The 14,180-nt window shown below is 48.2% G+C and carries 10 protein-coding genes; 4 read left to right on the forward strand and 6 right to left on the reverse strand.

Annotated features, from left to right (window positions below; genetic code table 11):
* Positions 1–129: 129 nt before the first annotated feature.
* The 4 genes from C2M24_RS07425 to C2M24_RS07440 form a co-directional block, all read right to left on the reverse strand.
* Positions 130–474, reverse strand: coding sequence for a hypothetical protein (locus C2M24_RS07425; protein WP_105201279.1), 345 nt, complete (start codon positions 472–474; stop codon positions 130–132).
* A 134-nt stretch (positions 475–608) separates the two neighbouring features.
* On the reverse strand, positions 609–2,825 hold the full coding sequence (katG, locus tag C2M24_RS07430) for a catalase/peroxidase HPI (RefSeq protein WP_105213841.1): 2,217 nt from the start codon (positions 2,823–2,825) through the stop codon (positions 609–611).
* A gap of 160 nt (positions 2,826–2,985) precedes the next feature.
* The gene (locus tag C2M24_RS07435; RefSeq protein WP_105213843.1) at positions 2,986–3,258 is read right to left on the reverse strand and encodes a DUF4242 domain-containing protein; all 273 of its coding nucleotides are present in this window, start codon (positions 3,256–3,258) and stop codon (positions 2,986–2,988) included.
* A 142-nt stretch (positions 3,259–3,400) separates the two neighbouring features.
* Complete coding sequence (locus C2M24_RS07440) at positions 3,401–4,981, reverse strand: ABC-F family ATPase (protein ID WP_105214546.1); 1,581 nt, start codon at positions 4,979–4,981, stop codon at positions 3,401–3,403.
* A 271-nt stretch (positions 4,982–5,252) separates the two neighbouring features.
* On the opposite strand from C2M24_RS07440, the gene C2M24_RS07445 reads away from it, so the two are divergent.
* Positions 5,253–5,444, forward strand: coding sequence for a DUF3185 family protein (locus C2M24_RS07445; protein ID WP_105188797.1), 192 nt, complete (start codon positions 5,253–5,255; stop codon positions 5,442–5,444).
* 1,085 nt (positions 5,445–6,529) lie between these two features.
* On the opposite strand, the gene C2M24_RS07460 is transcribed toward C2M24_RS07445, so the two are convergent.
* The gene (locus C2M24_RS07460; RefSeq protein WP_105213849.1) at positions 6,530–7,969 is read right to left on the reverse strand and encodes a coniferyl aldehyde dehydrogenase; all 1,440 of its coding nucleotides are present in this window, start codon (positions 7,967–7,969) and stop codon (positions 6,530–6,532) included.
* 291 nt (positions 7,970–8,260) lie between these two features.
* Between C2M24_RS07460 and C2M24_RS07465 the strand changes: the two genes are divergently transcribed.
* Positions 8,261–10,213: a fused MFS/spermidine synthase gene (locus C2M24_RS07465; protein WP_158683713.1), complete on the forward strand. Its 1,953-nt coding sequence runs from the start codon at positions 8,261–8,263 to the stop codon at positions 10,211–10,213.
* Positions 10,214–10,555: 342 nt separating this feature from the next.
* Here the strand turns inward: C2M24_RS07465 and C2M24_RS16335 are convergent, their stop codons facing one another.
* On the reverse strand, positions 10,556–10,825 hold the full coding sequence (locus tag C2M24_RS16335) for a GreA/GreB family elongation factor (protein WP_442792509.1): 270 nt from the start codon (positions 10,823–10,825) through the stop codon (positions 10,556–10,558).
* A gap of 632 nt (positions 10,826–11,457) precedes the next feature.
* On the opposite strand from C2M24_RS16335, the gene C2M24_RS15975 reads away from it, so the two are divergent.
* Both C2M24_RS15975 and C2M24_RS07475 read left to right on the forward strand, forming a co-directional pair.
* Positions 11,458–12,393 (forward strand): hypothetical protein, encoded by a 936-nt coding sequence (locus C2M24_RS15975; RefSeq protein WP_158683714.1) that lies wholly within the window; start codon positions 11,458–11,460, stop codon positions 12,391–12,393.
* A 13-nt stretch (positions 12,394–12,406) separates the two neighbouring features.
* Positions 12,407–14,110, forward strand: coding sequence for a S8 family peptidase (locus C2M24_RS07475; protein WP_158683715.1), 1,704 nt, complete (start codon positions 12,407–12,409; stop codon positions 14,108–14,110).
* Positions 14,111–14,180: the final 70 nt, after the last annotated feature.

Consider the following 14,180-nt stretch of genomic DNA (forward strand, 5'->3'; position numbering starts at 1 on the left):
AATGTTCCAATTATCGTCTTTTTGCGTGCAATCGTCTTGGTTTATTTTGGAATTATATAAATCAAAACTAAAAAGAGACCTTGGATTCGATGTTAGCGAGTGGTCACTCACTAACAATAAAAGTGGGGGTTACTTTTCTACCGGCTCAAAGCGTAAAGACATCAAGCCTAAATCGCGTACCAATACGTCGCCGTCTTCAATCAGCCAGGTTTGTTCTTCATTACCCGATTTAAATACCAGGTAATCACCGGATTTGAGTTCACGCACAAAGATTTCATCAAACTCGGTGCGCTGGCCATCCGCTTCGATAAAGTTCTCGCCGATATAGATTTTTTTGGCGCCAGCAAGCTCTGACAGCGCGTTAAATACCTTGTTGTCAGAAGTACTGACATAGTGCCCTTCATACCCATGGCCACCACAGCCAAGCATAAATAATGAGGTTAAAACAATGAGGGTATATTTGAAGTACTGCATATCTGTCGCTCGATTTTGTAAAACACAATGTCCCCGCTAAGGGGGCGGTTAATTTTACATCATCTCGGATGCGATACCAATACGTAAAAAAAGGGCCGCTTTTGCGGCTCTTTTAGTAACATCACAACGTCTGTTTATTTTAGATCGAAACGATCTGCTGTCATTACTTTTGTCCAAGCATCGACGAAGTCGTTAACGAACTTCTCTTTCGCATCCTGTGAAGCATATACTTCCGCAATAGCGCGTAATTCAGAGTTTGAACCAAAGATCAGGTCAACCGAAGTCGCCGTCCATTTTTTGTCGCCGCTGGTGCGGTCAAAACCTTCATACACTCCTTCTTCCTTGCTTGATTTGCTCCATTTGGTCGACATATCAAGTAAGTTAACAAAGAAGTCATTGCTCAGCGTACCCGGTTTGTTCGTTAACACACCGTGATCCGAACCTTTGTAGTTGGCATCAAGCGTACGCATACCACCTAGCAGTGCAGTCATTTGGGGAACGCTCAAACCAAGCAGGTTGGCACGTTCTACCAGCATGCCAGTTGGTGATTTCCACGCGCTGCTATAGTAGTTACGGAACGCGTCAGCCGTTGGTTCAAGTACTTCAAATGATTCAACATCTGTGTACTCAAGTGATGCATCCATACGACCCGGCTTGAATGGTACAGTGATACTGTAACCTGCATCCTTGGCACCTTTTTCGATGGCTGCTGCACCGCCAAGAACAATCATGTCAGCAAGTGAAATTTGCGTTTTACCTGCTTTTTTGTTGAATTTCTTCTGAATTTTCTCAAGTACTTTCAGTACCTTTGCTACTTCTTCAGGGTTGTTTACCGGCCAGTCTTTTTGCGGCGCTAGACGCAGGCGTGCACCGTTTGCACCACCACGCATATCGCTGTCACGGTAGCTAGACGCCGAGGCCCAAGCAACACGCACAAGCTCAGAAACTGTCAACTTAGAATCAAGAATTTGCTCTTTCAAATCAGCGACTTGCTTATCATTCACCAGAGTGTGGTTCACTTCTGGAATGTAGTCTTGCCAAATCAATACTTCGCTTGGTACTTCACTGCCAAGGTAACGAGCACGTGGGCCCAGGTCACGGTGATTTAGCTTAAACCAGGCCTTGGCGAACGCGAGCTCGAATTTTGCAGGATCGGCACGGAAGCTCTCGGCAATCTTGCGAAACTCTGGATCTTCCTTCATCGCGATATCTGTTGTGAACATGATAGGCGCGTGACGCTTACCTTTAACGTGCGCATCGGGAACCAGGTTTTTCGCCGCCTCATCGGTAGGGATCCACTGGATTGCTCCGGCGGGGCTCGTGGTTTGTTTCCAATCAAAGTTGAAGAGGTTGTCCAGGTAGTTGGTGGTCCACTGTGTTGGCGTAACCGTCCACGCACCTTCAAAGCCACTGGTCACAGTGTCTTCAGCCAGGCCTTTGCCACATTTGTTCTGCCAACCAAAGCCCTGGTCTTCAATCGGCGCTGCTGCCGGCTCTTTGCCTACACAGTCTGGCTTTTTAGCACCGTGTGCTTTACCAAATGTGTGGCCACCTGCGATTAGTGCCACAATTTCTTCGTCGTTCATTGCCATACGACCGAATGACATACGAATATCTGTAGCTGCCAATAAGGGATCCGGTTTACCGTGAGGGCCTTGCGGGTTTACATAGATTAGACCCATTTCAACCGCTGCTAGAGGGCCTTTTAATTTGCCTTTTTTGTCGCGACGCTCATCGGTCAGCATCTTGCCTTCCGGGCCCCAGTACACCAGATCCGGCTCCCAGTCATCTTCACGACCACCGGCATAACCGAAGGTTTTGAAGCCCATATCCTCTAAGGCTACGTTACCTGTTAACGCCATTAAGTCGGCCCAGGAAATGTTGCGACCATACTTCTGTTTTACCGGCCAAAGTAGGCGACGTGCTTTGTCTAAATTACCGTTATCAGGCCAGCTGTTGAGTGGGTCAAAACGTTGCTGACCACCACCGGCACCGCCGCGGCCGTCGAATACACGATATGTACCGGCTGCGTGCCATGCCATACGTATGAAGAATGGACCGTAATGACCATAGTCTGCCGGCCACCAGTCCTGCGACTCGGTCAAAACGGCACGAATATCTTCTTTAACGGCTTGCAGATCTAGGCTTTCAAAACCCTTGGCGTAGTCAAACTCTTCACCATAAGGATGTGACTCTACCCCGTGTGCGCGTAACGGACTAAGGTCAAGCTGCTCTGGCCACCAGAATTGATTTGATTTCGGCTCAACAGAGGCGGCCTGCGCACCCAGCGTAAGTACTGAGGTAACCGCCAGTGCCGCTGCACTGATAAAAGGACGTGTTTTTTTACCCATGAAACTCTCTCCCCGTTTTGGAGTTAAGTGATTAACGGAATTAAATATAGTCCATGGTTTTAATCTATTGCAGCGATAAAAATAGATTGGGTTAATCGATTATTTAGATAATTGATTTATTAGGCTTGGCTACAACAATCAATGCCAAGCCCGAAGGCCTTTATTCGGCGGTGGTGGGATCAATAATGGTTTTCACTTCATGAATGGCACTGATTGGAAACTCACCCATACTGGCGTGCTGCTTGATCAGGCTTTCATCCGGGGCAATATACACACAAAAAATCTTATTGCCGGTTACATAGCTCTCCACCCACTGAATCTGCGGGCCGAGTTGCTCGAGTACATCACAGGAGCGCTGTGAAATCCCCTGCAGTTCATCGGCGGATAGCCCGCCCGCACCCTCTATTTCTCTTTCAATTACGTACTTTGGCATTACTCACCTCCGTTAAGAGTAAGAGCAATAAGTATAGTCAAGGAGCGCTGGAGTGAAGAGGCATAGCCAAAAATGACGGGGGAAGGGCTGCGGTTGGCATGATCCCCGACCGGCGAAAGCGCCAGTCGGGAAACCTAGGGCATTAAATTCCCTGACTTTTTAGGTACTCTTCATATGAACCCTGGAAGTGCACTATGCCCTCTGGGCGAATATCAATAATTTGCGTAGCCAGTGATGACACAAACTCACGGTCATGGCTGACAAAGAACAAGGTGCCTTCATAGTTTTCCAAGGCCAGGTTCAGAGCCTCGATAGATTCCATATCCAGGTGGTTGGTCGGCTCATCCAGTACCAACACGTTAGGGTTAATCAGGCTCATTTTGCCAAACAGCATGCGACCCTTTTCACCACCGGAAAGCACTTTAACGCGTTTTTTCACATCATCATTAGAGAACAACATGCGTCCTAGGGCACCGCGCACCACCTGATCATCACCCGTGGTCCACTGTTTCATCCAGTCGAACAGGTTATCGTCTTCAACGAAGTCGGCGGCATGATCCTGAGCGATATAACCAATTTTCGCTTGCTCGGCCCATTTTACCGAGCCCTGATCGGCCTCGATTTCACCTAATAAACAGCGTAACAAGGTGGTTTTACCGGCGCCGTTTTGGCCGATAATGGCAACGCGCTGGCCGGCCTCAACCTGTAAATCAAAGTTGCTGAACAAGGGCGTTTCAAACGCTTTTGACAAACCTTCGATGGTAATAGCCTGACGGTGCAGCTTCTTATCTTGCTCAAAGCGAATATAGGGGCTGACGCGGCTTGACGGCTTTACTTCTTCAAGCTGAATTTTATCGATTTGCTTGGCACGTGAGGTGGCTTGCTTGGCCTTAGAAGCGTTGGCAGAGAAGCGGCTAACAAAGCTTTGTAGCTCGGCAATCTGTGCCTTCTTCTTGGCGTTTTCGTTGAGCATTTTCTCACGAGCCTGAGTGGCTGCTGTCATGTACTCGTCGTAGTTACCCGGGAATAGGCGCACTTCACCATAATCCAAATCGGCCATATGGGTACACACGGTATTTAAGAAGTGACGGTCGTGAGAGATGATCACCATGGTCGACTTGCGCTCAACCAGCACCTGCTCTAACCAGCGAATGGTGTTGATATCCAGGTTGTTGGTCGGTTCGTCAAGTAGCAGTACATCCGGATCGGAGAACAGGGCTTGCGCCAGTAATACTCGCAGCTTCCAGCCCGGTGCTACTTCGCTCATGGGGCCAAAGTGCTGCTCAATGGGAATTTCCAAGCCCAGCAAAAGTTCGCCGGCGCGGCTTTCTGCGGTGTAACCGTCCATTTCCGCGAAGCGTACTTCCAGATCGGCCACTTCCATGCCTTCTTCTTCACTCATCTCGGCCTGGCTGTAAATGAAGTCGCGTCGCTCTTTCACCGCCCACAGCTCGGTATTACCCATTAATACCGTGTCCATCACAGAATATTCTTCGAAGGCAAACTGATCCTGACGCAACTTACCCAGACGCACGCTCTCACCTAGCATCACGTTTCCAGCCGAGGGCTCAAGGTCGCCGCCCAGAATTTTCATAAAGGTCGATTTACCACAGCCGTTGGCACCGATCAGGCCATAACGGTTGCCATTGTTGAACTTAACGGAAACGTTTTCAAAAAGAGGCTTAGCGCCAAACTGCATGGCGATATTTGCTGTTGCGATCAAGGGAAGTGATATCCATGTTTGCTCAAAAAAAGGACGCGCAGTGTAACGGAATATGCCTCTTTTAGAAACCACATTAAGGCAACTCTTAACAAAAGCCTGCTGTTTACCCAAGTAGCGGCAGTTCAGTAGCAGCCCAATGCACTCATAATTACCGATAACAAAGGTGTTCATCTTGCGCTTTTTATAGGCACAAAATACATGCAATCAGGTAATTAAGTGTGTAAGGTAGAAAAGTCTATACTTGAAAATAACAAAAAATGAGGCATCTATTATGAATGGTAAAATTATCGGTATTATTCTTATTGTGATCGGCGTGGCCTTGGTGGCCTGGGGTTACAACGTGTACGACGCGGTAGAAGCACAGCTAACCCGCTCGCTGAACGGTGAAACACCCATTGAAGCCTGGCTGGGCATGGTCGGCGGTGCCATCTGTGTCGCCGTGGGTGTGTTTAAGCTGAAGTAAACGCAAAGCGAGTCATTGGTTCGCCAGTGGCTCGCCATTTAAGCTGGCAAGGAACAAACTCTAAGAGTATCAAGCACACGGTCACTCACCTACTTCTCCTCTTTCCAAAATGCTCTTATCAGCCAAACAGCTATAGCATTCAGACACACTTAAATTCAGTCACAGCTTTTTTAGAAGTCGGCACAACCAGATTATGCCAAGAGCAAGCCCTATTACAATTACAGGGAACTGGAGCCAACCAGGCATGACCCTTGTAATGTCCGCAGCGAAGAGTTTTAGCCTGGTAAAGGCGATGACAATGAGTAGAACTTCAATAATTTCCATTTTACTTTCAATAAGTAACAGGAAACCATAAAGACTCCCAAGCCATTTCATTAAGAATAAAATTGACAATTTTCACTCGTTATTTCTTCCTGAAAAAACTCCACCCTAAGTAGAGTCCAAGAGTCACAAAAGAAAGAAATATAACCAGACCAAAATCATGGCGGTATATGAAACTATGTATTGTCTCTGCAATTAGAGTTAGCAGTGAAAGCTTAGCCGCTATAGGTGTGGGAGAATAGTCAAACTCTATCCCAAAAATATAGATGGTTGCTCCGGAGCGCTTAGCTAAGCTATGTGAAACAGCGGAGCCTGCTGCAAGTGCGGAAATCAGCACTATAGTTGAAAAAACATCTGGTCTAGCTTCGAAAAACTCCGCTCTCATACCTGAGTTGATAGACGCGGATACGTTGTACACCAAGATATATAAAGCAATAAGTAAGTGCTTAACCTTCCTTAGTTTTAACATTTCACTTAACAGCCTCTGATTATTTAAATAAAAATAAATTATCTCAGACCCGCATTCCCTATTAGCAACAACACAGATACGAACTTATTTGAACCACCCCAAACACCGCCACCAAACAAGTAAAACTTAGTTATGCCCCGCATAAAATGCAAACCCGCCCATAAATGGCCAGTCCAGGGCTTTTGAACTTACACTAACTAAGACACCCACTTTAACTAAGGGGGAGTAAGGGGCTGGGTCTGAGCCTCTTTGCTGACCTTTACTCCGGCACAAATTCACGCTCTGGCCTGAGCGCCTATTTAACAAAGAGCTTGTAAAACAGTCGGTGAATGCTGCGGCCATAAGGTGGGTATAGCAGCCTACCGCCATTGAACTTGCCCAGAATGTGTACCGCCTTGGCCTTGGAAAAGGTCTGAAAGCCCTCAAAACCATGATAATGACCCATACCCGACTCGCCTATGCCGCCAAAGGGCAAATCCACCTGAGCCAAATGGGTCATGGTGTTGTTGATACAGACTCCGCCGGAGTGGGTCTCATGAATAACCCGCGCGTGTTCATTCTTATCTAGGCTGAATAAATACAGCGCCAAGGGTCGCGGACGCGCGTTGATATAGTCCACTGCCTGATGCAAGGACTCATAGCTGACAATGGGCAGCAAGGGACCAAAAATCTCTTCGGTCATCACCCGGGTATCCTGCCCGGCGTTGTCAATCAGCACCGGCGGCATTTTCCTGCTGCCGTTAAAGTCCTCCTTGGCTGGATTAATAGTGGTGCAGCTCGCCCCCGCGGCTTTGGCCTCTTCCAGCAGTGCCTGCAATCTTTGGTATTGGCCGTCATTGATAATGGCGGTGTAATCCGGATTGTCTTTAATGCTGGGGTACATGCGAGCAAAGGCGTTTTGATAAGCGGCGATAAAAGCCTGCTTTTTATGCTCGGGGCAAAGAATATAATCCGGTGCTACGCAGGTCTGGCCGGCATTCAGGGATTTACCAAAACAAATGCGCTCGGCGGCCATATCCAAGTCGATGGTATCGCCGATAATCACCGGGGATTTACCGCCGAGTTCCAGCGTCACCGGAGTCAGGTTGGCCGCCGCGGCGCGCATCACCAACCTGCCCACGGCGGTTGAGCCGGTAAAAAACAAATGATTAAAGGGCAATTGCGAGAACGCCGTAGACACATCGGCAACGCCGGTAGTCACCGCCACCTGCTCCTCGCTAAAGACCTCGGCCAACAGCTGCACTAAGCAATGGTTAAAATAAGGAGTATGCTCGGAAAGCTTAAGCATCACGCGATTTCCCGCGGCGATGGCGGTAATTAACGGGCTTAAACTTAAATATAGAGGGTAATTCCACGGCACCATAATGCCCACCACCCCAAGGGGTTGATACACCACCTTGTTGCTTGCCGGCTGGAAAATCAATGCGGTTGAACGAGCCGAAGGTTTACACCAGCGAGCAAGGTGTTTAATGGTGGAGTCGATAGCCTCAACCAGGGTCAGCACCTCGCACAGGCGGGTTTCATCTTCGCAGCGATGACCAAAGTCTTTGCTAATGGCCGTAACCAGCTCATCCTGCCTGGCCAGCATGGCTTTTTTGAGCGCCTGTAACTGAGCTTTTCGCTCGTCTACAGCCGGGTATTTATTCTTGTTAAAGGCCCTCAACTGCGCTTCAAACAGGGGTTGAAGCTGAGCAACCTGAGTGTGCTGGTGCAGACGATTGTTTTCAATATTCATAAAGACTCACGCATGGATTGACTAGTCGCTTGCTTTACCTGGCTTTTAAGGTAAAGGCTTTGACTAATTCTTGGGTGTCGTACCTCTTGTTATACATCAAGTGATTGAAAATAACGATCAGGCCTATGTTTTTAAAGTTTAATTGTACTGCTGCATTGTAAACCTATGCGTCAGAAGCATGATTTGTGCTACATTTGCCGCGTTTTCCACCCTATTGAGGCGGCTATCGCCATGCTTGCGATTATTCTTGTATTTTTAAGCGCATTTTTACTTTTCCAAGTCCAGCCTATCATGGCCAAAATGTTACTCCCCAGCTTTGGCGGCGGCACTCAGGTTTGGACGGCGTGCTTGTTGTTTTTCCAAACATTTTTGCTCGCAAGCTATGGTTATGCGCACCTTATCTCGAGCCGCTTGGCGCTGAAAAAGCAGTTTTTCGTACATGGTGCCGTTTTACTAGCCGGAGCCATTGCCCTGCCCATAGGCACGCAAGCGCTCGGCGCCCCCAGCGACGCCCCCGCCTTGGGCGTGTTAGCCCAGTTGGCGATGGCCGTGGGTTTGCCTTATTTTTCCCTGGCTGCCACGGCGCCCTTGATGCAAAGCTGGCAGGCCAAGGTGGATAATGAGCATGCCTACAAGCTGTATAGCTATTCCAATATCGGCTCCTTTTTGGCCCTGCTCTCGTATCCATTCGCGGTGGAGCCCTGGCTCGGGTTAGGGGATCAGTCCTGGTTGTGGAGCGGTTTATTTGTGGCCTTTGCCGCCACCTTCTATGCCTATATGGCGCGCTTTTATAACCAGGCCAAACGCCTAGGCTGCACAGAGCAGAGCGCCTTTCGTGGCGGTGTTCACGGTAAATGGCTGTTGTGGTTGCTGCTTAGCGGCTGCGGCGTAATGGTGCTCACAGCTAGCACCAATGCCATGACCCAAAACGTGGCGCCTGTGCCCTTCTTATGGTTGTTGCCGCTGGCACTGTATCTGCTGACCTTTGTACTGTGCTTCCACTCGCCCAAAGCCTATCATCGTATTTTCTGGCTGGCGGCGCTGGGGGTCTGTGCCTTTATCTCCTGCTTCTTGTTCTTTATCGGCAGCCAGTTCGATATTGTCAGCCAGGTTATTCTCTATTCCTTGGTGCTGTTTGCCGCCTGTATGATCTGTCATGGCGAACTGGTGCATGCCAAACCCAGCACCGAATACCTGACCCAGTTTTATCTGGTGATGGCCCTAGGTGGCGCGCTGGGCACGGCGCTTATCACTTTTGTCGCACCGCAGGTATTCACCCTGTATTACGAATACCCCTTGGCCATAGGCGCCGCCTTGGTATTGTTTGCCTGGGGAGTTGTCAGTGATAAAGGCATACGCAGAGCTCCCCTGCTAGGTGGCAGCGCACTGGGCACGGTGGCTCTGGCGGGACTCTTGTTCTTTTGGCTCGATGGCCAGTTTAAAAGTAACGACATTGAGCGCCTGCGTAACTTCTATGGCCTACTAACCGTTACCGAAGTAAACATTGAAGGGCGCACCGAGCGCCGCTTGATCGACGGCACCACCACCCATGGCGTGGAAGTACTTAAAGGTGAAGGCAAAGGCGAGCCACAAAGCTATTACCGCCACCAAACCCTGGTTGGGCAGTTACTGCAAGACCTACCGAATGGCTCCCATGTAGGCTTTATTGGCCTGGGTGCCGGCACCTTGGCGGCCTACGGTAAAAGCAAAGATACCTATACCTTCTATGAGCTTAACCCCAATGTGCTGGCCACGGCCCAGGCGCAATTTAGCTACCTTGATAACTCCCAAGCCAAGTTAGATTATGTGCTAGGAGATGGCCGCATCACGTTAAGCGCACAACAAGCGCAGGGGCAGGAACAGGTGTTTGATGCCCTGGTGCTCGATGCCTTTAGCGGCGACGCCATCCCTATGCATTTGCTGACTCAAGAAGCCATGGCCTTATACTTAACCCAGCTTAAAGAAGACGGCATTCTGGCGGTGCATATCTCCAATACCCATTTGGATCTCACCCCCCTGATGCGCGGCTTGGCGCAGCAATTCGATTTAACTATCCTCTATGGCGAGGCCAAAGCGCAGCAGCGCCACGGCCATGATGTGCGCTGGGTGCTGTTAAGCCGAGACAAAGCCCAACTCAAGCCCTACCGTGCCAGCGAGTCCCCCTGGCCCAGCAGTGCAACCCCCTTTGTATGGCGCGACGACTACAGCAACCTGCTGCAAGCCATGAAATTTATGGGTGAGTAAAGTGTGAGTTGACTAACTAAGTCAGCTTAACTAGAGAAGGCGCCAATATGGCGTCTTTTTATTTGGAAAGAATCTAACCCATTTGACTGATATAAAGTACCAGCAAGCCCTAATCTAAGGGCGCCCCTCCCATTTAGCATTTAGTAAATTGATTTTAATCCTATAATGAAAAAATAAGAATACACCTTATTTTTCCTCTGCTTTATTAAAAGGATAAAAACTGAGTACCTGAATAAAAAGGTGCGCACTTTGGTTGAGGTAAAGATTATGGCAAATTTATGGGGGGTATTACCTCGAACTCGTTTAACCAAAAATGTAATTACATATCCTTGGTCTCATTTTTTATATTAATAATCCGCCAGCTATGCTGATGTTGCAGCTCTTTATAGCGCGCCACTTGTCCCACCTTTTGCCTAATAGCGACATTCCCAAAGGGCTACTGCAAGGCAAGGTGTAGCCATTTTTGGAGCCTTGATGCGGATGCACTAGATTTAGTGTGCGCTTGACACCTGTTTTGACATGTTTAACAACCACAGTGCTACCCACTTTAATATGAGGGCAGAGCCGAGATAAGGGCCAGTTGGCACACTCTAATCCTGCTAATACCCGCATTAGCTTCAAGGGTTGCAATGGCTCGGGGGCGGGGTAACAACTGGCCACTTTTCGTTTGAGCTTAATTAAATAACCAAGCACAAATAAACCTCTTAAAGAAAATGATTTTTAATAACATTTCACTTTTATAAGTAGAGTTGTTCCGGGCGTAAAAATCAGATTAAGCATCGAAGGTGAGGGTCTTTTTTGAAGAAAAAATGATCTTATATTACTTTTAATCCCACAACTTCGCCAATCACGCCCACCAATGTCATTTAATCAATGGATCAACCACTTTAAATTTCCTTTTTTTATAAATAAGTACTAATAAAAAACATTAACCCCTAATAACCGCAGCGTAACCAGCAGGTTTCTGCCCAACACAGCTCATTCAGAAACTATTACGAAGCTATTGCAAATTAGCAGTTTTAGCCAACATGAATACTGAATTTGGCTAAAAGAATGACATCTCTCTAGATAATAAGAAGCGGCAAGGTTAATATCCTTATTAAAAATCAATAATCTTTAAAGGAGGTCGTATTAGAAAAGGATAATTTACCAAAAACAAGGACGCTATAAAAACGACACAATTTGAAAACAAAAAAATGGACACCCACCTTAAGCTACTGAGGTGGATTAAAAGAGGACGGATTATGAAACCACTTAAATTATCTCTCATTGCAGCTTCACTTATGGCACTTACTGCCTGCGGTGGCGGCGGCTCAGACAACACGGATAGCAACGCTGGCAACGGCGGTACTGGCACTGGCGGCAACACTGGCGCTACCACCCTTACCCTAGCTGAAATCGCAGCATTTAGTTACGACGAGCAAAGCCAACACTCATGGCCTCTTAATGTCACCTATGACGGTGACGCATCTAAGCTAACTTTTAGCGCCACCGAAAGCTCAGGCACAGGCATTGTCACTGCATCTGTTGTGAATGGCTCAGTTGAAGTAGCTCTCGCTGATGTGCAAGAAGGTATGAGCAAGAACATTACCATCACAGTCACCGCAACGGACGGCAAACTAAGTGACAGCATTGAAGTAAAAGGCAGTGTCGCTAACGTATCGTTGGTCGCAACGACCGAGCAAGCTAAACAACTCGCCGCTGATGCCTTAGCATTTGTGAGTCAAGGCGCTGACGAGTTAAAGTGGTACGGCACTTACTCCGCTGACCTACAGTACCTTGCTCTTGATATTGACGCCCAAGGCAAAGTATCACTAAGCGCATCATACGCTCAGGCCATTGATTCAATCACCGCCAACGCGCAGGGCATTGCTGATACTGTCAATGCAGCATTGACAAACTCAAGCGTTTCGCTGGTGGATGCAGAGCTTGAAAGCGCACTTAAAGCTCAACAATCAACGTATGACGCATTAATCCCAGCAATCAACACGGCTCGCGCCACGCTGGATGATGCCAACACCGCCTACAACTTGCCTGCGTTTGACAGCCTATCGGACGGCTCACCTTTCCGCACAGCCTTATTCGGCACTGGCAATGGCGCAGCATTTGAGTTCAGCGCTCAATATGCATTCCTTGATACTGCACTTTACGGAAACGACTACGGCTGTAATGCCGAGTAAGGGAGATACTACTATGAAACGCACACTACTACTTACAGCTCTAGCCGCCCTGCTTTCTAGCACCGCTGCTTATGGCGCAGAAAACCGCATTATCACCAAACTTAAAGATGGCGGCGAACTCAACGTAATTACTGTCGATGGTAACGCTCAGGACACTATCAACTCACTTAAAGCTAGCGGCCTATACGAATATGTAGAGCTAGATTTCCGTATGAGCATCGCACCACCCCAGACTGCACCCGTAAAACAATTGAGCCAGAGCATGAGTGAACAGTCCTTAGACTTCGTTAACTACCAAATGCCTGATAACGTGCCTAACGATGCCGAATTTGCTTACCTAGCGAATGTATGGTTACCAAAGGTGTATGGCAAGGTAGAAGGTTATACCTCTACCCGTGCATTCCTATCACCCAACTCGGCCAATGTATTGCCAGCATACCAATACATCACTAACAACGAGCTTGCGCCAAAGGCTGATGTTCGTGTAGGTGTTATCGATGGCGGCTTTGGCTTGGAAGCCAACAACACTGAGTTAAACGTGTACGACCACATCAACATGATTGAATACGAAGGTCGCGGCGGTACAGCTTGGAATGAAACCGAAGCGGAACTGGCCTGCGAGGGCGAAGGCCACGGCGTAAATGTTGCCAGCGTGTTAGGTGCTAAGACCAATAATGGCGAGTACGGCGCAGGCATCACTAGCGCCCCGCTAGCGCTTGCAAAGGTTGCTTTGTGTGGTGATGCCTCTGCTTTTGATAGTGCAATGGCTATCCGTTGGCTAGCGGGTGATACACAAGTACCTGTCGCTCACGCCAATCCAGCTTTTTTGCGCCCTATTAGCAAGCCAGTTAATGTCATCAACTACTCGCTCGGCGGGCTAGATCCACTTAGTAACGGCTGCCCTGATTTCATGCAAGACGCTATAAACTACGCTCATGCCAAAGGCATCTTAGTTCTTACCTCGGCTGGTAACGACAACGCAAACGTAGCAATGTACGCTCCTGCGGCCTGTGACAACATAATCGCAGTCGGTGGCATGAATGATATTGACGATAACCGCGCTTCTTTTTCCAACTACGGCAGCAAGATTGACATATCTACAATTTCAGAAACTGTTTATGCCAAAAGCCTAACAGGTAGCTTAAATACCTCTGGTACGTCTTTGGCCTCACCTATCGTAGCTGGCTCTCTGGCCTTGGTTAAGCAGTACGCACCGTCACTAACCAACCATGAGCTAGTTAACTTGATGAATGCAACAGCCTCCCCATTCAAAGCCACAAGCAACTGCGATACTTCAAACTGCGGTGTAGGTGTGCTTGATACAGGTGCGTTCTTCTTAAGTGCTATGCAAATTGAAAATCAAGACTTTGGTATCGTAGAGCCACTTCTAAATGATTCAGAGTTCTGCGATGCACAGCTATATACTTTCCATAACAGTGTTAAAAGCCGCCTATGTAGCGCAGCCAAAGTGACGCTGGTGGACTACCTCAATTATGATGCTAACGCAGTAGTCGAATACGAGCTTTGGATGTGGCCTGCTAGCGAGACAGACTACACTGAACACCTTGGCGTTAAAGTACATGCCAGCAGCACCACCGAGTTTAATGTAGGCGATATCGATTTCTCTAACGGTTATGCTTATCGTACTTGTGTAGACGGCCAATGCGGTAGCTTCAAACCACTCACAGTTGCACCGCAAAACACCGCCTGCAACTAACCCATATTTCAATGTCCTTTTGTGAACCAAAGCCCTGCATCATCGCGGGGCTTTTTTCATTGAGAGTCTG

The sequence above is a fragment of the Pseudoalteromonas sp. T1lg22 genome, assembly GCF_002964645.1.
Lineage (GTDB): Bacteria > Pseudomonadota > Gammaproteobacteria > Enterobacterales > Alteromonadaceae > Pseudoalteromonas.